This window comes from Amycolatopsis sp. NPDC021455 (genome assembly GCF_040640995.1).
Lineage (GTDB): Bacteria > Actinomycetota > Actinomycetes > Mycobacteriales > Pseudonocardiaceae > Amycolatopsis.
This window is the reverse complement of record NZ_JBFACT010000015.1, coordinates 64288-86551: the sequence shown is the minus strand read 5'-3', so window position 1 is coordinate 86551 and position 22264 is coordinate 64288. Positions and strand designations below refer to the sequence as shown.

At 70.6% G+C, this 22264-nt stretch carries 12 protein-coding genes; 4 read left to right on the top strand and 8 right to left on the bottom strand.

The window, feature by feature from the left end:
• Positions 1-386 precede the first annotated feature (386 nt).
• From AB0G28_RS19925 to AB0G28_RS19910, 4 genes are all read right to left on the bottom strand, one after another.
• On the bottom strand, positions 387-1004 hold the full coding sequence (locus tag AB0G28_RS19925) for a lamin tail domain-containing protein (protein WP_361090530.1): 618 nt from the start codon (positions 1002-1004) through the stop codon (positions 387-389).
• Positions 1005-1128: 124 nt separating this feature from the next.
• Positions 1129-1389: a helix-turn-helix transcriptional regulator gene (locus AB0G28_RS19920; RefSeq protein ID WP_361090527.1), complete on the bottom strand. Its 261-nt coding sequence runs from the start codon at positions 1387-1389 to the stop codon at positions 1129-1131.
• 78 nt (positions 1390-1467) lie between these two features.
• Positions 1468-1968, bottom strand: a complete 501-nt coding sequence (locus tag AB0G28_RS19915; protein ID WP_361090524.1) for a lamin tail domain-containing protein — start codon at positions 1966-1968, stop codon at positions 1468-1470.
• Positions 1969-2110: 142 nt separating this feature from the next.
• Positions 2111-2770 carry a response regulator transcription factor gene (locus AB0G28_RS19910; RefSeq protein ID WP_361090521.1) on the bottom strand — a complete coding sequence of 220 codons (660 nt, stop codon included), beginning with the start codon at positions 2768-2770 and terminating at the stop codon, positions 2111-2113.
• Between the two features lie 963 nt (positions 2771-3733).
• Here AB0G28_RS19910 and AB0G28_RS19905 point away from each other — a divergent pair.
• Together AB0G28_RS19905 and AB0G28_RS19900 are read left to right on the top strand one after the other, a co-directional pair.
• Entirely contained in the window at positions 3734-4153 is a 420-nt protein-coding gene (locus tag AB0G28_RS19905) for a nuclear transport factor 2 family protein (RefSeq protein ID WP_361090518.1), read from the top strand.
• The gene (locus AB0G28_RS19900; RefSeq protein WP_361090515.1) at positions 4150-4779 is read left to right on the top strand and encodes a ScbR family autoregulator-binding transcription factor; all 630 of its coding nucleotides are present in this window, start codon (positions 4150-4152) and stop codon (positions 4777-4779) included. The genes AB0G28_RS19905 and AB0G28_RS19900 overlap by 4 nt, the downstream gene beginning before the upstream one ends.
• A gap of 271 nt (positions 4780-5050) precedes the next feature.
• Here AB0G28_RS19900 and AB0G28_RS19895 read toward each other — a convergent pair whose 3' ends face one another.
• From AB0G28_RS19895 to AB0G28_RS19885, 3 genes are all read right to left on the bottom strand, one after another.
• Entirely contained in the window at positions 5051-6124 is a 1074-nt protein-coding gene (locus AB0G28_RS19895; RefSeq protein WP_361090513.1) for a right-handed parallel beta-helix repeat-containing protein, read from the bottom strand.
• The gene (locus AB0G28_RS19890; RefSeq protein WP_361090510.1) at positions 6121-11913 is read right to left on the bottom strand and encodes an RHS repeat-associated core domain-containing protein; all 5793 of its coding nucleotides are present in this window, start codon (positions 11911-11913) and stop codon (positions 6121-6123) included. The genes AB0G28_RS19895 and AB0G28_RS19890 overlap by 4 nt, the downstream gene beginning before the upstream one ends.
• Before the next feature lie 211 nt (positions 11914-12124).
• A complete protein-coding gene (locus tag AB0G28_RS19885) occupies positions 12125-14059 on the bottom strand; it encodes a S8 family peptidase (protein WP_361090507.1) in 1935 nt (644 codons plus the stop codon).
• Positions 14060-14401: 342 nt separating this feature from the next.
• On the opposite strand from AB0G28_RS19885, the gene AB0G28_RS19880 reads away from it, so the two are divergent.
• Both AB0G28_RS19880 and AB0G28_RS19875 read left to right on the top strand, forming a co-directional pair.
• Positions 14402-15283: an XRE family transcriptional regulator gene (locus tag AB0G28_RS19880; protein WP_361090504.1), complete on the top strand. Its 882-nt coding sequence runs from the start codon at positions 14402-14404 to the stop codon at positions 15281-15283.
• A 77-nt stretch (positions 15284-15360) separates the two neighbouring features.
• Positions 15361-18426: a patatin-like phospholipase family protein gene (locus AB0G28_RS19875; protein ID WP_361090501.1), complete on the top strand. Its 3066-nt coding sequence runs from the start codon at positions 15361-15363 to the stop codon at positions 18424-18426.
• A gap of 274 nt (positions 18427-18700) precedes the next feature.
• Here the strand turns inward: AB0G28_RS19875 and AB0G28_RS19870 are convergent, their stop codons facing one another.
• The gene (locus AB0G28_RS19870; RefSeq protein ID WP_361090498.1) at positions 18701-22240 is read right to left on the bottom strand and encodes a CHAT domain-containing protein; all 3540 of its coding nucleotides are present in this window, start codon (positions 22238-22240) and stop codon (positions 18701-18703) included.
• Between the last annotated feature and the right edge of the window lie 24 nt (positions 22241-22264).

The window sequence follows — 22264 nt, the reverse complement described above, 5'->3', positions numbered from 1 at the left end:
TCACTCTCCTGGATGCCAGGCGGCGGCCGTGGGTCACGGCCGCCGCGAGGGATTTCCCGAGGATGAGGGAGGTTTTGCCGGAACGACATGGGTTGCGATGGCGGGATGTCGCCATCGGCGACACCCCGCCAGGGAAAGGCCCGGGCCAAGAGGGCGGCCCGGGCCATGGTGGATACGGCCGGTCGTGAGCGATCCCGGCAACTCACGACCGGCCGCGGCCTGGGGCAGGCCACGGTGGGGCTCGGCCGGGCGGGCGACCCGGCTCGGGTCTTGAACGAGTCGTTCAGGACCTCCGGTGTCCTGAACGACTCGTTCAAGACACCGCGGCACCCGGCAAGGTCCGGGCCGAGAGGGCTGCGGCCCGGGCCCTGGCCGGTGTGGCCGGCTCAGTTCTCCATGCCGGGCGTGCGCTGGTGCAGCGAGAAGTCGAGCCGGTTGTTGTCGGTGTCCGTGCTCAGGATGTCGCGGGCGCTGGACGCCGCCAGCTGCTCGGTCGCCGCCGTCTCGGGCAGGGCCGCCTGGCCCTCACGCGGGGTCGAGGCCGCCGCGTTGAACGCCACCCCGTCGACCTTCATGCCCGTCTGGCTGAACACCGCGACGCCGCCGTTGGACGGGATGCCCTCGCCGCCGGCCAGGAAGAACGGGACCACGTTGGTCTGGTCGGAGACCGTGCCGGAGAAGTTCTGGCCGGTCAGTACCACGAACTGCCCGGGGTTGCCCTTCGGCTGCAGGACCATGCCCGCCGGCAGCGTGATCGTGTCGAGAACCGCGTTGCCCGGGCCGAAGACGCGGATCGTGTAGCCGGTCAGGTCCTGCGCGCGGTTCGACACGTTGCGGATCTCGATGAACTCGTCGGTCGCGCCGTTCGGGCCGCGGGTCGAGACCTCGTTGACGACCACCGACGACGAGACGGCCGGCTGCGCTTCGGTCGCGACGGCCACACCACCGGCCGCCAGGCCCGCCAACGCGGTCAGAATGGCCGATCCTGCCAGAATGCGACGCATGACTGAATCCTTTCCAGAAGATTCGTTAACTCGATTTCGAACTCGTCTGTCCGCCATTGCGGAACCATTTCCGCGATGACCAGACCAGTATCCAACGAAGATCGACGGGGCCGGAAGGGGCCAGTTATCCGGTACTTTCCCGCTCAGCCGACCGGCGCCGCGACCGGGTCACCGCCGCAGCCAGCTCCAGTTCGGCGCACGGCGTGTCCAGCACCCGGCTCAGCCAGCTCCGCCAGTACGGGCCCGGGATGCGCTTTCCCCGCTCCCAGCGGGAAATCTCCTCCCGGGTGACGCTGTCGTTGCCGGACAGGGCGTGCAGTCTCATCGCCAGGTCACCCTGCGACCAGCCTTTCGCGCTCCGCTGTTCGGCCAGCAGTTCACGCATCGAACGGAACGACATTCTTTGGCTGCGCCTGCGTTGTGCGGGCACCGCGGACACCCCTTTCTTCTCGTCACGCCGGATTCAGTTCCGCGCTCGGACACAGCGGAAGTCGGCCTGGTTGTCGTCGGTGTCCCGGCTCGCTGCGTCGCGCGATTCCGCGAGGCCCGGGCACGCCGTTGCCGCCTCGCGTTCGCGGCAGGGCGACGCCGCGGTCCAGCCGACGGCGTCGGCGCGGGCCCGCCGGTGGTCCAGCAGCATCTGGCCGTCACCGGGCACTTCCGGCACGACGAGCTCCACGGCGTCGGTTCCGCCGAACCCAGCGGCGGCGATCAGGAAACGCCCGCCGGCGGCGATCTCGGCACCGGCGGGCAGCAGCGCCAGCTCGACCGGCGCCGGGCCGCCCGTGCACGACCGCACGGACCAGCCGCCGAGGTCCACCGCGGCGGTGCCGACGTTGCGCAGGACGATGTACCCGGCCGGGCCGCCCAGCACCTCGTGGATCTTGACCAGCGGCGCCGCGGCGGGCGGGGCCGGCACCCCGCCGAGCGCGAGCGCGACGACCAGTGCACCGAGCAAGGTCACGGAACCGGCCTCCCGGGGAACGGCTTCCTCGCCGACACCGAAGTGGTCACTCCGGCCACCTTAGAAAAAAGATCTCCGGATCACAGGATGCGGCGGGTACCGAGTCTCACCCGGCCGCGGTACCCGGGGTACCACGCCGGGGTCATTCCGGCCCGCGGTACGGCCCGTCGCAGCGGACCGGTCCGGCCCGGAAGCCGAGCGCGTGCACCAGTTCCCGCCTGCTCGAGAACCCGAGCTTGTGCAGGATCCGGCTGGCGTAGTTCTTCACCGTCTGCCGGGCCAGGTGCAGCTCGCCGGCGATCTCGTCGTTCGACCACCGGCAGAGCATCAGCGCGAGGATGTCCTCCTCGCGCTTGGTCATCACGCTGGCGTACGGCACCGCGCCGGTGAGCAGCGGCGCGGTCTCCCCAGCCGGTACCCAGACCCGCCCGCCGGCCAGCGTGGACCGCACCGCGGCCATCAGCCGGGTCCCGCTGGCCGACTTGTGCACGAAGCTGTCCGCGCCGGCGTTCAGGGCCGTGGCGACCGCCGCCGGCGAGGAGTCGCCGGCGAACACCAGCACGGCCGCGCGGTCGAGGTGTTCCCTGGCGTACTGGCAGATGGCCGCACCCGCCGGCTTCCCGGCGATCGACAGCTCGGTGATGACCATGTCGGGGTGGTTCTTTTCGCATTGCCGCAACGCTTCCCGCTCCGTCCCGGCCTCGGTCACCGCCCGGACCCCGGCGTAGTCGAGCAGCAGCTGCCGGAGCGCGTACCTCAGCACGGGCTGGTCGTCCACCACGAGCGTCGTGACGCAGTGCATGCTTCCCCTTGGTGTGTTGTCCGGTGCTCCGGTCCGGTGCGATCTTCCCGCTTCCGCCGCCGGGCGCAGACCGTCAACCGGGTGATACGGTCCGTTTCCCCTCACCTGGGCACGGGCGCGCCGAACGCTGCCTCGGCGGCCCCGCCGAGGCAGCGTTCGGGGTGGTGCTCACCCCTGCGGCGGCACGTCGGCCCTGGGCTCCGGTTCGGCGGACGCCACGGGTGCCGCCGGCAGCAGGAGGCCCGGCAATGCCGCGGCGACCAGTACGGACCGTCTCCTCATGGCGCTCTCCCTGGGGCGGGTAGATGGAACGCTGATCCTCGGGGATCCGTTGGGGCGCAAGCCATCCATGCGCCGAATGACCGTATCCGATCAGGAGCCGGCCGGTGCCGGGCGCGGCGGTCGACCCCGGGCGTCCAGCTCACCGCCGGCCACCGCGCAGCCCCTCGAGGATCCGCTCCGGACCGATCGCCACACCCCCTCGCCGGCCACCTCGATGCCCGCCCGATCACCCGTGCCGGCGTGGCCGGCGACGACCCTTGGTGTCCGAAATGCCGATTCCGGCCATTTCGCATGGTCACCCACTCGTCATTCCTCCCCGTTCGCGACACCAATCCGGCGTCACCGCACCGAAAGTAGTGCGGCATTTCGCTCCCCGGTACCCCCGGATGTGGCAACCGAAAAGACCCATTCAAGGACCGGGTCAAACCGGCAACCGATTTCCCGAGGCCATTCACTGCGAATTCCGCGTCACTCTCCCCTCATCCGGGGGTAATGGCGACCACCCGAGCGAGCGGTGCCCGCAAATGGCGGAGAGAAGGCCTGCGAATGCCGTCGTTCTTCCTGACGAATCACCCTGTGCGTCCGGCAAGCCGCGGGTTTTCCGGTATCGTCGCCTTCGGCTCGGCCGCCCCCGGCGGACCGCGCCCTGTCCGCCGTCGGCCGTGAATCCCGGGAGAACCCGTGAACTCTGCTCTGCAGGACCGTTGCCGCCATCCGGATCCGGCCGCCATCGTCCTCGCGCAGCAAGCGCTCCTGCGGTTCGGCGCCGGCGACTTCGCCGCGGTCGTGCAATTGCTCGCCCCCCGCGTCGAATGGCACGGCCCGACCCCGGCCAACCTGGACGGCACGGACGAAACCTGTACCCGGCGGCAGGTCGAGTCGTTCCTTTCCGCGTTCGATTCCGCGATGACCGTCGCCGGGCTCACCGTCGGCCGCTGGGTCAGCGAGGAGGACACCGTCGTGGTGTTGGGCCGCGTCCGCTGCCAGGCCAGGGCGGACGGCGCCGAGTCGTCGTTCGAGTTCGCCGTGTCGCTCACGGCCGAGGCGGACCTCGTCGACTCGTGCTGGCTGGTCGCGCACCGGGTGGGCACCTCGGCGTGACCGGCACGGCTCGCGGCCGCAGGACGCGCGAAGCACTGGTCGACGCCGCGGCGGTGATCTTCGGCCGGGCCGGGTTCGCGGCGACCACACTGGAGTCGGTGTGCGAGGAAGCCGAAGTGACGAGAGGGGCGCTCTACTGCCACTTCCCGTCCAAGGCGGCGCTGGCCGCGGCCGTGATCGAGCGGTACTGCCCGCTGTGGTGGGAACTGGCGGCCCGGCTGTCCGCCCGGCACGCCAGCCCGGCCCAGGTCCTCGTCGAGCTGACGTTCGAGGCCGCCCGGCGGCTGCAGCACGACCCGGCCTACCGGGCGAGCGTCCGGCTGCCGCTGCACGCCGAGCTCGCCGACGTCCTCGCGCCCGCGCACTTCCTCGGCTGGCTCGCGGTGGTCCGCGACCTGCTGCGCCGGGCCCGCCGGGCGGGCGAGCTGCGCCGCGACGTCGACGTACGAGCGGCCGCCGAGAGCACGGTCGCCGAGTTCACCGGCACCCACCTCGTCGCCCGCGCGACGGCCGGCGAGCACGATCTCCTCGGCGGGGTCCGCGCGATGTGGCGGCAACGGCTGCCCGGGCTGGTCGAACCCGAGACCTCGGCGCGGCTTCGCCTCGGACCCCCGGCGCCGGAGTGACCGGCGGTCCGTACGGCTGAAGGGCGACGGCTCGGCGCGGGCAGATGTCCTGTGTGATCGACTACCGCCCCCTGTGATCGGGCGAAGCAGGTCGCGGCAGGTTCTCGGGTGCGGGTTGCCTTGGCTCGACGGCTCGGGCCGGCGAGCACGTGAGCCGCGACGTCCAGATCGCCACTTCACGCGGGATCGCCCGCTCCGAGCCGCCCGCGTCCGATGGGCAGGCGTAAGCCAGGTTGCCACGGGAGACCAGGGTCACGAGGTGCGCTTGGAGTCAGACCCCGGCGGTGACGGTTACGCCGGTGGCGGCCCGGCGCGGGGTGGCGACCCCGGTGACAAGGTTGCCGGTAGAGCTGACCGTGCAGCCGGTGCCGGCACCCAGCTGGTAGTCCAGCCCGATGCCGGTTCCGTTGCCGCGGACGGCGTTACCGGTGACCACGACGTTGCCCGTGCCGTAATTGACCCGGAGGGCCAGGAACGTGCCGGCACCGCCGTTGGACCGGAAGATCCGGTTGTCCGCGATCGTGGACGCGGCTTCGCCCTGGAGCGAGACCTGCAGGCCGGTGCTGGTGAAGTCCTCGATGAAGTTGTCCGAGACGGTGCTGCCGAACAGCCGTTCCGCCGCGATCGCGGCCCTGCCGTTGCCGTACAGGTGGTTGCGTTCGATGATCCAGCCGGCGGCGTTGTCCATCCCGATGCCGTCGGTGCCGGAGTCGGCGATCCAGTTGTCGGTCAGCTGCCAGTCGGTCACCGAGTTGCGGGTGTCCTCCACGAAGATCCCACGAGCGACCGAGCCGGCGATGTGGTTGCCGCTGATCCGGCCGTTGACCTGCGTGTTGTCCAGTGGGGTGCCATTCGCCGAGAGGTTGGTCAGGCGGATGGCGTCGCGGGGCGCTCCCAGGATCTCGACGTCCTGGACGACCGACTGCCAGGACCGCAGCACCAGCACGTCCTGCCCGCGTGGGTTCGCGTCCCGGTTGCCGTCCAGGGACAGGGACTGAATGCTGACCGGGAGACCCGTGTACGGCACGTTGTCCAGGTAGGAGTCGCTGGCGAGCATGGCCGGCAGGTTCGCGCCGTCCGCCTGCCGGATCACCGTGCCCGCGCGGGACAACCCGCGGTAGGTGCGTTCGCCGGCCAGCCGGATCGTGCCGTCGATGACGCACTGTCCTTGGAAGACGATCTCGTCACCGGCCGAGCTCGCCGCGATCGCGCTGTTGATCCGCTCGTCGTCGGCCGGTGTCCCGGCACACTGGATCCGCACTTGGTCGGCGTACGCCGGAACTGCCGCCCCTGAGCCGAACCCCAGGAACGCAAGGACAACGGCCAGGACCACAATGGACCTCATCGGAAATAGCCTCCGTTGAACAGGTTCGCGTCGATCTCGAACGGGTTGTAACAGGCGCCGGGGTCGGTGCAGGTCATGCCGGCTTGTTTGCGTGGCCCCAGGACACTGAAAGCCTTCTTGGACAAGGCATCCATCTTGTTGTACAGGCCGCCGAACCAGATTGCGCCGAACAACGCCCACTGGGTGGCATGCCGGATCTCGTGCGCCAGCACCAGTTTGTTCTTCACCGCGTCTTTGGTGGGCGTCTTGGTCAAGAACACGTTGCCGTGGGTGTACGACCGGTCTTTGAACGTCCACTTCGCACCGCCGCAGACAAGGAACCGCCCATCGGTCTTCTGGCAATTCGCATCCGCGGCCGCCGCTTCTCCCTTGGCGCCCAGGGAAACACCAACGTTCTGCTTGGCCCGCCATTCCTCGAACTTCTTGCCCAGCACGGTCTGCACGAGTTCACCGAGCGCCGTGATCACCGCGGCGACGTTGTCGATCCGGTCTTTCAGGCTCTTCTTGGCCTCGGCGCTGAGCGACGAACCGCCGAGTTCGTGGGCGATGTCGTCGATCTCCGTGTTGATTATGGAGCCGATCGTGTTCAGCAGCTTGCGGACCTCGCTGCTGTACGGGTCCTTCTTCAACAGGTCGACGAGCTTGGACAGGATGTCGGCGATCCCATCGGGGTCGTCGAAGCTCCTGCTGAGCTTCTTCAGCTCTGTCACCTTTTCCTGCTCCAGCTGCTTGCGGGTCTTGCGCCCGTCGGGATCCGAGAACGTCTCCGGGTTGTCCTCGGCGTAGGAGTAACCGTTGAGCTGCTGGGGATCGTTGACGTTGCTGACCGGGTCGACGGACAGGAACCGGCCCAGCGCCGGGTCGTACTCCCGGGCTCCCAGGTGGACCAGGCCGACCGAGGCATCCGCTGTCCCGCCGACGAAGCCCCGCTCGTCGGGCCAGGACGCCGGTGCGCTGCCCCGCGGCGCACCGAACGGAAGATACCGGCGGGTCGTCACGGCGAGCGAAGTGGCGTTGATCGCGATGTCGGCCGTGCCGACGTGGTCGGAGATCAGCCACGCCAGCCCGGCCGGGGTGCGGGCGGCGATCACCGAGGCCCCGAACCGGTAGTACCGTGTCCCGGTCACCGTGCCGGACGCCTTGTCCAGCCGCAGTTCGGTGCCGTCGAGGTACAGGGTGGTGGCGTTCGGGTCACGCCGGAGCAGCCGGTTCCCGTCCGCGTCGGTGACAAAGGAGGTCTCGCCCGCGGCGGCGAGATGTCCTTCGTCGTCCCACGTCAAGGCTTGCCCCGGGCGGCCGGACGTGTTCCCCGACGCGTCATAGGAATAGTTGTCGGTGTGCGAACCGGCCGGCTCGGTGGTGGTCGTGCCGAGCACGGCGTGCGGCCGGGGCGCACCCGACGAGGGATACGTGTAGGCGACCGTCGTGTCACCGCCCGCCGCGTGCCGCTTCTCGGACTGCCGGTTGCCGGCCACGTCGTAGGTGTAGCCGTACCAGTACGGCGCCGGCCCGCCGAGCGCGGTGGTGCTCGGGGCGGCGTCGCACCCCGCCTGAGGGGTCCAGGCCTCGGTGAGCCGCCGCAGGTGGTCGTAGCGGAAGCACTGCTTGTCGCCCGAAGGCGCGTCGGAGACCGAGAGCACGTTGCCCGCCGGATCGTAGGTGTAGCCGCGGTCGCTCACCACCGACGCATCCGCGCGGGAGGTCGTGGTACCGGTGAGCCTGCGGGTCGCCGTTTCATAGCGGAATGCCTGGCGCACCTGGGATCCAGCCGTGCCGTAGGCATACTGCTGTGGCTCGGCCAGCGACGTGTAGGCCGTCGCGTCGACGTAGGTCGTGGCGCCGCGGAGGGTGCTGGTCAGGCCCAGCGTGCTGTAGCCGTACGTCAGCGTCTCGTCCGCCAGACCGCCGGTCGTCCCCGATCCCACGCGCGACGGCAGCCGGACCGTGTCGACCTGGCCGCTGGGCAGGTACGTCAAGGAATTCTCGTACCGGCCCGCGAGACTCCCCTCCGCGGCCGGGATCGTGACCGCCGTACCGGTGGGGTTTCCGGCAGCGTCATAACCGAGGATCTCGGTCACATACGCGTTCCCGCCGGTGAACCTGGTGGCCTTCGCGGGCTTGCCCACGCCGTTCGGCGCGCTGTCGTAACTCCATTCCGCGAGCGTGGTCGTACCGGTGCGCGCGGAGGTCTTGCGGCCGATGGCGTCGTAGCCGTAGTCGACCTTCCGGCCACGGGCGTCCGTTGTGGACACCAGCCGATCGTCGTCGTCGAACGTGTAGGTGACCGTGCCGGCATCGGGGTCGTCCGTGCGGTACTTCCGGCCGCGGAGATCGTAGTAGTAGCGCCAGGTGTTCCCGGCGGGATCGGTCACGGTGGACAGTTGTCCGGCGTCGGTGTAGCCGTAGCGGGTCGTGTCGAACGCGTTCCCGTTGTACCGACGCGACTCGACGACCCGGTCGTGCGCGTCGAACACCTTCGTGGTGGTCGTGTCGCCGTCCGGTGGGTCGACGGTCACTGTGTCGCCGCCGTAAGTCGTGGTCGTGCGCCACTGTTCGGCACCCAGTGACCGGAGGATCTTGGCGGTCTCCCGGCCTGCCCCGTCGTACTGGACGGAGGTCTGCGCGGGCACGGCATCGTCGGCCACGACCAGCAGGGTGTCTCCTGGTGTGCCGGTGTTGTGGTAGCCGTCATCGGTCGCACGGACACGTCCGTGCGCGTCGTACAGGGTGTCGGTGACGATCCGGCCGCCCGCGGGTGACGGCTCCTGGGTCTGCCGCTGCCGCAGCAAACCGTCCAGCAGGGTGTAGGAGGTCGACTGGCTGCCGTCGGGCATCAGGGTGCTGGTCGTCACGACGTTCGGCGCGGTGGCCCGCACCTGGTAGCCGTACCGGACGGTGGCGGCGTCACAGGTGGTCTTGGGACGGCCGGGCGCCCATACGCACGTCACCCGGCCGAGCGGGTCGTAGGCGTATTCCGTTCGCCGCGATCCCACGTCGCTCCGCGAAATCGGCTGCCCCCGCGCGGGATCGACGACGGTCGTCTCCACCTGGCCCAGGCCGTTCGTCCGGGTCGTTTGCGTGACCGGCCCGGTGGCCGGGGTGTACGCCGTGGCGGTGCGGTTGCCCGCTGCGTCGAAGACTTCGGTCACCCGGCCGTGCTCGTCGTAGCTCGCCCGGACGTTGGTGGCGTACACCTGGCCGATCAGGCTCCACGAGGACACTTTGTCCTGCCTGGTCGTGTCGCCCGCGCCGGGCACGACGCCGCCCTGGGTGGATCCGTCGTAGAAGAGGCGTTCGTCGGACACGAGATCGTCGGGATACCTGGCGTTCGCCGAACACGCCACACCGACCTTCTCCTGCCGGGCCGGCAGGTTCATCAGGTACCGGGTCGTGCTGGTCGCGTAGGTCGTCCTGGCGCACGTGTCGTCGGCCGGCGTGGCGACATCACCCAGGTCGTCGACTTGACGGACACGCCCTTGCGCGTCGAACGACCGCCTTTGCTCGGTGACCCGCTGCCCGCCCCCGGACAAGGTCGTGAACTTGCGGATCGTGCCGATGTCGGACTGGAACGCCTGCAGTGGATCGAGGCCCGCACGCGCCCGCGTGGCCAGCGGCGCGCTGAGATACGGCTCGTTGACGGTGGTGGTCACCATCGGGCCACCCGATCCGTTGTAGATGGTGGTCTCCCTGGTCAGGCCGCCGAGGGCGGGCTGGTCCTCGACCTTGCCGCCTCGGGAGTCGGTCACCCAGATGTCGCGGCGCGCGCCGCCGGACAGGCGGTCGCCGTCCATGCCCCGCAGGAACAGCTGCTCGGTGAGGGTCTGGTCGCCGGCCTGACCAGTGCGGACACGCACCTTCCCGTACCCACGCCACTGGTTCCACGTCCGGTCGGCGTCGGGCGTGGTGTCCGAGTCGTCGTAGTGCCACGCGGCCCCGCCGACGTACTCGTAGTCGGTGAGCTTCGGCGGTGCCCCGCCCACGAGGTCGGCCTCGGTCACCCGGTTGACGACGTACTTGTAGAAGACGTCCGGCCCGCCGTAGGGCGCGGGCATGTCCCCGCGCGGGTAGCACCGGCTCGTCGTCTGGTCGGGGGTGATGTACGGCTCCCCACCGCAGGATGCCGCCGAGTAGGCGACCTCCGTCCGGCCGCCGCTCTCGGTGTTGATCGCGCCGACCCGCCACTTGTACAACGACGGGAAGTCCTCGTTGCCGTTGTGCCGGTTCTTCAACGCCACACCGGAGAACGTCACCTCGGGCAGCGTCTGCGTCCCGCCCGACAAGCCGGTCCGCGTGATCCCGTTGAGCCAAAGCGAACGGGCGGCGTCGTTGTCCTCGCCCCACGGCTCGCTGGCCGGATACGGGTCCGGGTAGGACTGCCTCATCACCCAGGTGTCCACATCGGACAAAGTGCTGCCCGACCGGACCTGGGTGGTCACCGACGCGAGGCGTTTGCTCGTCCAGAAAGTGGGCGTCCAGTAGTACGTGCAGGAACTGTCACAGCTCTCGTCCCAGGGCACGTCCGGCCAGTTCGACCAGTTCTCCGACGCGGACGTGCACCCGGCGCCGGCGGTGCGGCACCGGTCGGCCACCGTGAAGGTCACCCGCGCGCCGGGTGTCGTCGCGTACACCGTGCCGTCGCGCTGGCCGTAGTCGATCCGGGCCGGATAGCCGCCCCGGACGTACGGCGTGGTCTGCCCGAAGTAGGGGCTGCCGTTCCACCGGCCGTAGTTGTTGGTCTCTTTGACGTACCACACCGACATCGCGTCGCCGTGCCGGTCGACCACATAGTCGAGGTTCCACCGATAGGCCTGCTGGCACCAGGCCGCGGTCGCCGTGCTGTTGTAGCACGGTTCCCCGGACTGGTTGCCGAACACCGGGACCGTCCACGCCGAGTTCGTCTCGGGCTTGCCCGCCGACCAGCCGGCCGGCCGGTTGAGCCCGAAGAAGTACTGGGTGCCGTCCGGTGAGGTCAGCTTCCAGTACTCGCCGTCGTTGTCGCCGTTGGCCGCGCCGGTGAGGTGCTCCGTCTTCCACCCGCTGTCGTGCTTCGGTCGCCACGAACCGGTCGCGTCGTCGCGCACCAGCGCGCCACCCACCCCGTCGAACGACACGGTGGCGTTGTCCGACACCCAGCACAGGTCGGTTACGCCGGTGGAGCCGCCGTCGTCCTTGCAGGTCCGGTAGGACCGCTCGATGTAGCCGGTGGACAGGTCGAAGCCCTCACCCACCCAGGAGGGCTGGTTGTTGGACGAGCCCATCCGGCCGTCGACCGACCCTGCCGAGTACTCGATCTCCAGCTTCGGCGCGGGTCCCGGCGCCGGCGGTGCCTGCAATGGGTAGGACCATTGGAAATCGCCCGACGACACGCCCGCCTGCCAGGTGGCGGACGGCGACAGCTTGCTGGCGGCGAACGACCCGGTGCTGCCCTCTGCCGCGGCTGTCACCGCGAACAAGGCGGGCTGACCGGTGATCTCCACCTCGGCGGTCAATCGCCTCTTGGCAACCAGGTTCCGGGTCGGCACCGGGTGCGCGGGCTCAGTGCACTTCGGGCCGGACAAGGCGCAGCCGGGCAGTCGTACCAGCTGCAGCCGGGACCCGAAGTTCGCACCCGCCAACGAATGGAACTTCGCGTAGTCGACGTCTATCGTGGATTTTCCGGGCCTTCCGGTGATGCGCAGCACCACTCCGGTGAGTCCGGCGGCACGCGACGCGTTCCGGTCGAGCACCTCCACCCGCGCCTCGGATCCGGTGGCCCGCACGGAGCCGTCGCCGGCGCGAGGCCAGGTCACGGCGGCAGCGTCCCCGGACACCGCCGCTGCGGCGGGATCCGGCGGAACCGGAGTCGTGGGCAGCGAGCTCCCGCTCACCGTGAGCGCGTCCGGCGCGGGCACGGCCGCCCGCACACCTGCCACCCAGGGGGAACCGGGCAGCACTATGCCTGCTGCCAGCAGAATGACGCACACACGGGAGCGGAAGTTCATGGTGGGCCCCACCTTCGGATCAAGCGGCCGTGAGCGACAGGTCGTCGAGGACGAACGACGTCTGCACTGTCGCGTCCTCGGAACTGGTGAAACTGACGGTCACGGTCCGTCCGGCGAACGCACCGACGTCGAACGACCGGACCGTGTAGCCGGAAGCATTGGCGTTGCTGTAGGTCGCGAGCACCGTCGAACCGATCCGGACGGTGAAGCGGTCGTACGGCGTGCTCCCGACCTCACCGGTGTGGATCTTCAAGTACAGCGACAGCACGGAGTTCGCACACCCGGCGGGAATGGTCACGGTCTGCTCCAGCGTCTCCGTGACGTCGGTGCCGTAGCCACCCAGCCAGGCCGACCAGCTGCCCGACCGCGCCGCGTTGACACCGGACCACTGGCCGACCGTGTAAGTCGCGTTGGACCACCCGGTGCTGCCGCTTTCGAAGCCCGGGTTGACCAGCTTCTGCCCGCCGGCACACCCGCCCGGCGGGGTGACCGTCCAGGTGAACGACGTGCTGCCGGCCCGCCCACCGTCGTCCGTGGCGGTCGCTGTGACCGTGAATCCTCCCGCGGTGGTCAGCGTGCCGGAGATGACGCCCGTCGACGGGGCGATCGACAGCCCGCCCGGCAGGCCCGTGGCGGACCAGGTGTAGGGCGAGGTGCCACCGGTGGCCGACAACTGCAAGCTCACCTGCGCTCCCACAGCGCCGGTTCGGTTGCCCGGGTTGGTGACGACCGGTGCCCCCGGCACCCCGGCGGCTGTGACGTTCAACAGCCGGTTCGGCGAGTCCGTTCCGGGATCGGTGATCTTGCCGGGGGTCGCGTTGGTGATCATCGCGTCGGCCACCTGCGCGGGGCTCAGCGCCGGGTTGGTGCCCAGCAGCAGCGCCGCGCCGCCGGTGACGTGCGGTGTGGCCATCGACGTCCCGCTGATCGTGTTGCTGTCCGAGTCGCTGCCGTTCCATGCCGAGGTGATGTCCACGCCGGGCGCGAAGAGGTCGGTGCACGCTCCGTAGTTGGAGAACCAGGCCCGCGTGTCGGCGCTGTCCGACGCGTCGACCGTGATCGCCTCGGCGACCCTGGCCGGTGTGTAGCCGCACGCGTCGTCGTCCTCGTTCCCGGCGGCGATCGCGTAGGTCACGCCGTCGGCGATCGACCCGCGAACCGCGTCCTCGGTCACGTCGTCCGAACCAGGCGCGCCGAGGCTCATGTTCGCCACCGCCGGGCCCGAGGCGTGGTGGCCGGTGACCCAGTCGATCCCGGCCGCGACGCCGGCGAACGAGCCGCTCCCGTCACAGTCGAGCACCTTGACCGCCACCAGCCGCACGTCCTTGGCCACGCCGTAGGACGCGCCGCCGATCGTGCCCGCGACGTGCGTGCCGTGGCCGTTGCAGTCGCTGTCGATGCCGTCGCCGGTGGTGTTGGTCCCCCACGACGCACGGCCGCCGAAGTCCCGGTGGGTGACGCGGATGCCGGTGTCGATGACGTACGCGGTCACATTCGAGGCGGTGTTCGGGTACGTGTAGCTGTTGTCCAGCGGCAAGTCGCGCTGGTCGATCCGGTCCAAGCCCCAGGACGGCGGGCCGGGCTGGGTGCCGGTCTTGCGCACCCGGCCGTTCTGCTGCACGTACGCGACCGTCGGTTCGGCCGCGAGCTGCTGGGCGGCCTTCTCGCTCAGCGCTCCGGCGAAGCCTTGCAACGCGTGCCGGTAGACGTGATCCACCTTGGCGCCGTACTTCGCCGCCAGATCACCAGTTACCGCGTCGACGCCACGACCGGAAAGGGCCGTGCGGTTGTACACCACGATGTAGCTGTCCTTGATCGCTGTCGGGTTCGCCGTGCCGCGAACCTCCTTGCCGGCGAACGCGGGCGCGGCGGGCACGAGCAATGTCGCGACCACCGCGACGACTGTCCCCAGCGCCGGCCACAGCCGGACGACGGGTCTGCGAACGTGTTTCATGATCGATTTTTCCCCCTCGTGTGCATGCGGAACAAATCAACTGGGCAGCGGCCGGCTCGGTGACGAAGACAACGCGAATACCTGACAACCGTTCCCGCGGCGTGGCCTGCGGATGGCTGCCGTGCCCGGAGGCAACCGTGCCCGAGGCCGCTACGCCGGGACAAGGGGAAACCGCTGTCCCGGACAACCGGAAACCGTCCTCGCTGGTCGCGGGCTTTGTCCGAAACCCGGCCGGACAGCCCCGGTCGGCGGTTGTCCTCGGTGTGCGAGCGCGGTATCGGTACCGAGATGGAGTCGGATACTGTCCAACCATCCACCGCCGGTGACCCAGCGGACTTCGTGGTGCTGCTGCGAAGACTCAAGGACCGGTCCGGGCGCACGCTTCGGCAGCTGGAGGAAGAGGCGACCCGCAACGGCGATGCCCTGGCGCGCAGCACCATCGCGGATCTCCTGCGGCGTTCCACGCTGCCGCGCCCGGACCGGTTGGCCGCGTTCGTCCGGGCGTGCGGCGCCGAAGAACAGCTACCCGAGTGGCTGCGGGCGCACGAACGGCTGTCGGAAGTGCAGCCCGTCGATGCCGCCGCTTCTTCCCCTGCTGGCACCGCGAAGCGCCGCCTGGTGCCCTGGGTGGTCGCCTTGGCGGCGCTCGCTGTCGCCGCCCTGGTCGCGGTCGGGGTCCTGCTGGTCATCGACCTCAAGGACAAGCCCGCGACCGCGGCCCAGCCCAGCGCCCCGACCGGCCGGGCCGAGGTGCTCCCGGTGCGTTCGGCCGGCAGCTGGGCACGCATCCGCCCGTTGGGCGCGCCGGGCCTGTGCCTGACCGAAGGCCGTGATCACACCGGCCGGTACCGCTCGGCCGTCGCCGTCCAGCGCCCTTGTGCGGAGACGGGCGGACCACGGACGTTCATCCAACCCATCGGCAACGACCTGACCCACATCAAGTGGGAACACCCGCGAAGCAAGGTCATGGGCTGCCTCACCGCCCTGGACAACGGTCCGGCCAAGGATCTCCTCGAACCCCAGGAGGAATGCTCCGCCGACAAAGGCGGCCAGCTGTTCCGCATCGAGCGGGTCACCGGTACGGACGCCTACCGCCTGCACCGAGCCGGCACCGGCCTTTGCGTCGGCACCCGCGACACCGCCGCGCAGACCGAAGCGTCCCAGGAAGCGTGCCGCGATGACAGCCACCAGTATTTCCTGGTCGATCTGGATCAGCCCGGGTGAAAGTCCGCGAATGGTGGATATTGTGCAGCAATCTCCTACAGTAAATCCGCCGCAACCCGGATCCCAGGAGGCCAGGAATGAGCGAGTCGGCAGCGGATGATTTCCTCGGCCGCAACGTCGAGCTGGTGAGTTCCTTACGCGACTTCGCAGGATCACTGCGGCAGCTGGACCGCGTCGTCGGCGGCCTCGACCTGGAGGACTGGCAGCGCACCGAGGACCTCGCTCGCGGGCGTGACGCAGTTCGCCGGCTGCTGGCCGGTTATGTCGAAACCGTGCCCGAACGTGGCTACGGCGGCGACGCCCGCGTCTTCGGCGGGCTGGTCTCGGCGGCGGCGTCGCGCGGGATCTCCGCGGTGGCCGTCGCCCTCCTGGCGGGCGGCGACACGCGAGACGGCGAGATCGCGGCCGCGACCCGGCTGGTCGTCGGCGGCGATCCGGCGTCGCAGGCCTTCCGCGCGGCGCTGGTGGGCTCGCCCTGGACACCTCGGCCCGACCTCACCTGGCCTTCCCCGGGCGATCCGCTGGATCCAGGCGGCACGATGCTGTTCCCGCCCCCACTCGGCGACGATCGGATTCCCCTCGACAAGCTGCGCCGGATCGAATGCTTCGGCGGGCTTTCGAACGCGCTCAACGAGCTCTCGATGGCCGGAGCCGGCCTGCGCAGGACGGAGCCCTACCCTGGCATGACGATTCGATCGCTGGCTCCGCAAGGCGCCTGTGCCGGTGACACCATCCATGTGTCCGGCTCCGGGTTCGGCACTGCCGAGCCGGTGGATGCCGTGGTCGTGTTCCGGTCGACGCCCGCCACGGTGGTCGGGGGTTCCTGGGGGCCGACCGGCTTCGATGTGATCGTCCCCGCCGGTGTGGGTGAGTGCTGCGTCAGTGTGCTGAAGGTGCCCGAGGGCGGGTCCGCAGGCTCCCCGGTCACCGCGCTCTCCGATCTCGCGGGGGTCCTGACGATGTGCTTCGGGGCGGCCGGCATCGCCGCGGGGGCCAAGCTGGAAGGCCTGGCTGCGCGCGGAGGCGACCGCGCCGAGGCCGTCTGCGCACCGGACGGCAGCAACCGGTTCGTCGGTGGCACGCCCCGCATCGCGATGTTCCGCACGGACCGCGGCGCTTCGTCGCCGCAAGAAGTCCGGCCGGGCCAGTCGTTGCTGGTGACCTGGTCGATCGTCAACGCCACCTCCGCCAAGGTGTCGTTCTCGTCGACCGGCAACTCGCCGTTCGCCGTCACGCCATCGCTTCCCTCCTGGTTCACCGCGAGCGCGACATCCGGGTTCGTCACGCTTCCCGCCGCGTTCGGGCTCGTTCCCTGGCACGTCACGATGACACTCACCGCCAGTAACGCCTGCGGCTCCTCGTCCGCCTCGATCGAGCTCGGCTACTCGCCGGCTCCCGGGCTGGTCTTCGTCGGCGCGGGCGCGAAATCGTCCTTCCACCTCGGCGCGATCGAGGCTCTGGGAGCCATGCCGCTTCAGCCGCCCACCGTGTGCGCCGGCAGCGGCCTCGGAGCGCTGTCCGCTGTCTGTGCCGCGGCCGACTTCCCCGCGCCCACCAGCCTCCGCACCTTCTGGGACGCCTGCACCGGGCACGACGCGTGGTATGTCCCGAACCCGGCACTTTTCGTACCGGGTGGCGACTTCGCGGCGCTCGACAACGCCACGTGGCAGGCGGAGAACCGCGCGGAAGTGCTCACCCTCGGGGCACTGGACCTCCACCGAGCGTTCCTGGTGCCCAGCCGCCCGAGCGACCCGAGGCTCATCGAGTCCTGGGTCGCGACGGCCGCCGGCGTGGCCGCGGACAAGGCGGCGGATGTGCTCGGCTCGACCATCTCCGCCGCGCTGAAAGAGGCCGGCCAGACCGCCCTCAGCTACGTGCCGATCGTGGCCATCCTGTACGCGGCGGCGAAGTTCGCCGTCACCGCTTACCTGGACAGCCTGAAGCAGCAAACGGCGACGGCGCTGGCCACCCAGCCGTCGATCTTCGACAACACGAAGCTGCGGAACCTCGTGACCACGGCCCTGTCCGGCGCCGCGGGACGAGTGGCTTCCAGCGGCCGCAAGATCCGGATTCCCCTCACCGGCCTCGAACTCGGCCGGGCCCGCTACGGCACCGACGGCGGAGCCCTCAGCGATCTGCCGGTGCTGGGGAACATCGTGGCGAACGTGCCGCTCGGCCAGCTCGTCCTCGCGTCCGTCACCGTCCCGCTCCTGGGGCCACCGGTCCAGCTGGGAACCGACCACTACGTCGACGGCTCAGTCCGCGACCCGGTGCCCATCGGAGCCGCCGTGGAGGCGGGCGCACGCGCCGTCATCGTCCTGCAGCCCAACAACAGGCTCATCCCGGCCGACGAGGACTTCGCCACCGCGGGCATCCCGCGCATCGACGCCCGGACTTCACTGGCCCGGGACGCCCAGTTCCTCGACGCGGCCATCGAGACGTTCGAGCGGTACGCCCGCGACCCCGGCACACAGCAGCCCGTGGGTGGCTGGCGGGCCCCGGTGTACGTGGTGGAACCATCGGTCCAGCTGCTGGGGCTCGGCGCCGCCCACAGCGAACTCGGGCTCGTCGACATCATGGCCGACTACGGATACCTGCGTGCTTACGACGCTCTGGTGCCATGGCTGTTCTTCCCGGACCCCGACGACACCGACCACCGGGCGCGCCGCCGGACGATGACCGCCGAGCTCACTGCGTCGACCGACAAGATCATCGGCCTGCGAGTCGCCGCCTGGGAACTGGAACACGTGTTGAACGGCCTGCGTGCCACGCCGTTCGGCCCGACGAGCCGCATCGGCGGAGGCCCCTTGGTGGCCGTTCCCGACGCCGGCGCGATCACCGAAATCCGCAACCGGAAATCCGACATCCACAACGCCCTCGTCGCCCGCCTCGCCATCCCCGTGCGCTGGTTCGCGAACGCGCGGCCGGGCCTGAACCAGGCCGCCCTGGGAGTGCTGCCGATGCCTCGGCCCCGCGCCGAAGCGTGGTATCTCGCCTGGGAGTCGCACAGTTACCAGCCCGTCGTGGCACCAGTCGTCACCACCCCGGCCACGCCGGACGGCGACCCGTGGGTCAGCCTCACGTACGGCTCGGTGTGGACGGTTCCCCCGGGCACGCCGCCACCGTCACTCCCATGGCCGTGACCCGCGGCTCCGCGTGCCCAGGCGAGCGGCTTCGCCGATCCGAGGTCAGGTCCGGCATGTCCAGAACGTGCCGATCTGCCGCGTGCCGGCGCCAGTCGCAGTCGAGTAGAGCGGGTAGGTGTTCGCAAGCCGGGGCCGTGGCACAGCACGTCGTCGCGCACCTTTGGCCAGCCTGACGCCCTGACCGAACGGCGGCAATGTCGACGACCGCACCATTTGCAGCCCAGATCATGGCGGGTATCAAGTCGGCCCGGCCGGGCCGGGATGTTCACGGCTACTCGATCGAGATCAGCAGGAACGGTGCCCAGTGGTGGGCGTGCGCGTAGGGCGCCGGATCGGGCGACCAGGGGCCGAAGCCCCGCACCGCACCCGAACGCGCCGGGGTGATCGAACTGTCCATCTCGCGAAGAGCATCGAAAGCCGCTTGCGCCGCAGCCCGGTCCATCCCGCGCACGGACCTCGACGCCCTCCGCAACGCTTCGGGCGCGGAGTCACCCGCCAGCAGCCGACGGTGGAATTCGACCATCACCAGGGCGGCGGACCGGTCGTCGACCGCCCAGAGGGTCACCACGGCGGAGCGGGCGCCCGCCGCGAACAGCACGCGGCCCAGCCCCAGAAGTTCGTCTCCCCCGAGCACCTCCCCTTCCCCGGTGTGACACGCGCTCAGCACGATCAGGCCGGCGCTCAGCCTGTTCCCGAGGAAGTCCGCCGTGGTCAGGTTCACGCCCGAGGCCAGTGCGATCATCGACCCGAGCGGTGAGTCGGCGTCGAGGATGCCGTGCGTCGCGAAATGCGCGACCGGAGCGTCCGGGAGCAGCTGCGTCACGTGCTCGGCGGTCGCACCGGCTCCGGTCAGCAACGCCGAACCGGACCGGAGCCGGGCGAGGGCCGTCGCCTCGAGCCTCGCCCCCGGCAGTGCCTCGAGCGGCACCGGCGGACGCCCGGGTACCGGTGTGAACGCCATGGCATCGGGGTCACCGACGACGAGCACCTGGCCGGCGGCGGGATCGCCCTCGCGCCGGGTGCACCGGGCACTGGCGCTCGGCGCGACCGAGATCGGGAACGCCTCACCCAGCACCGACCCGTGCCACGGCAGCACAGCGAACGGCAGCCGCATCAGCCCTCCCGCCGGAACCACGACCAGCGAACCCGCGGCCCCGACGGCCTCCCGCAACGGCGTCAGCAGCCGATCCGCCAGCTCACCGGCCGCGATCCCGAAGTCGGTGCCGCGGACCACGCCGTCCAGGACCGCTCGGACCCGGGCCCCGATCCCGTGCCGGCCGGAGAAGCGATGTGCGGCAACCATCCCGTCCCGGGTGATGGCCCAGGACATCAGCTCGGTCCGGCTCAGCACGAACTGGATCAGCGTGGTTCCCGGCGCCAGCGTCGCGGCGACCTCGCCGAGCCCGCGCACCTCGCCTTGCGGGTTGACCGCGGCCCAGAAATGCGGGTTCGCCCGCTGGAGATCCTCTTCGACCGCACGCAGCTGCGTGATCGCCTGCTTCAGCAGGCGCTGCAGCTCAGCCAGTTCTTCGGCGGGAGCGTCCTGGTCACTCGCCTTCGCGAGCCCGTCCTGGACGAGCCCGACGGCCGCGCTCGCCTGCCGCCACCGGGCCACCAGGTCGGCGGGCAGTCCGGTCCGGTCGAGCCCCGCGTCGGCCAGCAGCAAGTCGAGCAGTGCCCGGGCGCGGGCGCGCTCGGCATAATCGAATGCGCTCGCGGCCCAGCGCCCGGCGGCTTCCCGGTCGTTCGCCGCCTCCGCCGTTTCCCGCAACCGCATGGCCACCCTCGTCGCGTCGAGGTAGGTGTACTGGACGTCGCGACCGGCGAAAAAGGCACGCTTCGACGCATCGGGCCTCAGGGTGGCGCGCACCGCTTCAAGGTCGCCGATCGCTTCGTCCAGCAACTCGGCCGCGGACTCGAGATCGTTCTCCTGCTCCCGCAACCTGCCCTCGGCGGCCAGCGAGCCCCAGCGCGGACCGAGGCCACGCCACCACGGGTCGGCACTCGCCACCAAGGCGTCGTAGTGGGCTCGGGCCCGTGCCGTGTTCTCGACGTTGAGCTGGAAGCTCAGCCCCTCTTGGTGGCGTCGGCGCGCCTCGGCGGCCGTGCTCGACAGCAATGCCTGCTCTACGTACCGCTCGAAAGCGTCCGAGGCTCCCGTCGTATCGCCCTCGTAGGCTTTGACGATCGCTTCGTCGAGGTCACGGCCGTCGGCGGGCAGGGCGTCCAGCACCGCTCGTGCCTCCGCGAACAACTTCGCGGCCGTGTCGTCGTCCCCCTCCTCTTCCGCGACCCGGGCCCGGTAGACCAGGGTCGCGACGTCGCGGCCCGGCATGTCCAGCAGGCCCAGGAGAGCGGTCGCGAACGCCCGCTGCAGATCGGTGAACCCGGCCATCCCGGCGCGCAGCGGGTCCAGGATCTCGTGCAGGGACCACATCGCCCGGTCCATGCCGGGCACGTCGGCGATCGCGTTGGCCAGGTTGTACATCCGGGCGGCGAGCTGAGCTCGCGCCCCGCGGCGGGGGTCCAGCGGGTCCGCGGGCTCCGCGAGGGGCGTGGGATCGGCGGTGAGCGCCTCGAGGACGGCGACCCTCGCGGCCGCGATGTCGCCCAGCGACACGTCGAGCTGGGCGACGTCGGCGAACGTCCGGGCCCGCAGCCACGGCTCGTCGAGGGCGGCCCAGACCCGCTCGGCCAGCAGCAGTGCTTCGCGTGCACGCTCAGGCCGGAGCCCGGCCCCGGCCCAGTGCCGGCCCATCCGCACGCAGAACAGGCCGAGACCGAACGCCCCCGCGTACCCGCCCGGGCCGAAGGCGATGTCCTTCACGACGTCGGCCGCCGTGAGGTCGACCGGGAAGCGGTCGTCCGCGAGCGCGGCCAGCGCTTGCTGCACGGCCGAGATCGCCGCGTCGTGCGGGCGGCCGGCGGATTCGAACAGCGCGCGGGCGTGCCCGGCGAGCTCGACGGCGTCACCGGCTCGGCCTCCGAGCACCGCCAGGTAGGCGCGGCGCTGGGCCACGGCGGCCTGCCCGGCCACGTCACCGGCCGCCTCGTAGCGGGAATCGGCTTCCGCGTAGGCCGTCTCCGCCGCCACCGTGTCCACAGTGGACCCAGTGAACTCGGCCGCCTCCACCTCGTCGGGCAGCGCGTTGTCCGCAGTGGATTCGTTGTAGGCCAGTACGCAGTTCCACGACATCGGCGACGCCAGCGGTGCTGCGAGCCAGTCCCCCGCCACGAGTGCGGCGACCGCCAGGCCCTGCGTGTCGCCGGCTGCCCTCAGCATGGCACGCGCGGCCGCCAAACGCTCCTGCGCCAGGTCCGGCTGGCCCGCCCTGATCGCGAGGTCGCCGGCGAGCAGATCGAGCCGGCTCACCAAGTCGGGACGCCCGGACAGGGTCTGCCGCGCGGCGTCGAGATCGCGCAGCGCGCCGCTGAAGACATCCGCCGCGGTCGCCGGATCGACGGCTCGCACGTCCGCCGTCAGCGAAGCTCGTGCGTCACGCAGGCTGGTCAGCACGGGGCAGACCACGGCGGTCACGACATCCTGCCGCGGTGGCTGCGGACGAGCGGGACGCTCCGGCATCCGTTCCAGGAGCTGCCCCCACGGGCGGTTGGTCCCGTCGGGCAGGGTCAGCCAGGCACCGTCCCAGGCCAGGCAACGCCATTCGGCCGCGGTCGTGTCCACGGCGTCCAGCTTTCGGAGCGCTTCGGCGTAGCTGCCCGCCACGCAAGCCGTGCGCACGACGCCGAGCTCCGCGGGCAGCGCGCCGGAGGCGATGCGGTCGAGCAGGCCGCCCGGCAGGTTCTCCATGGTGTTCCCCTTTTCTCGGGTAGA

Excerpts from the sequence above, each read along its gene's own strand:
- AB0G28_RS19925 (WP_361090530.1), bottom strand. The coding sequence starts at position 1,004 with ATGCGTCGCATTCTGGCAGGATCGGCCATTCTGACCGCGTTGGCGGGC.
- AB0G28_RS19920 (WP_361090527.1), bottom strand. The coding sequence starts at position 1,389 with ATGCGTGAACTGCTGGCCGAACAGCGGAGCGCGAAAGGCTGGTCGCAG.
- AB0G28_RS19910 (WP_361090521.1), bottom strand. The coding sequence starts at position 2,770 with ATGCACTGCGTCACGACGCTCGTGGTGGACGACCAGCCCGTGCTGAGG.
- AB0G28_RS19895 (WP_361090513.1), bottom strand. The coding sequence starts at position 6,124 with ATGAGGTCCATTGTGGTCCTGGCCGTTGTCCTTGCGTTCCTGGGGTTC.
- AB0G28_RS19885 (WP_361090507.1), bottom strand. The coding sequence starts at position 14,059 with ATGAAACACGTTCGCAGACCCGTCGTCCGGCTGTGGCCGGCGCTGGGG.
- AB0G28_RS19875 (WP_361090501.1), top strand. The coding sequence starts at position 15,361 with ATGAGCGAGTCGGCAGCGGATGATTTCCTCGGCCGCAACGTCGAGCTG.
- AB0G28_RS19870 (WP_361090498.1), bottom strand. The coding sequence starts at position 22,240 with ATGGAGAACCTGCCGGGCGGCCTGCTCGACCGCATCGCCTCCGGCGCG.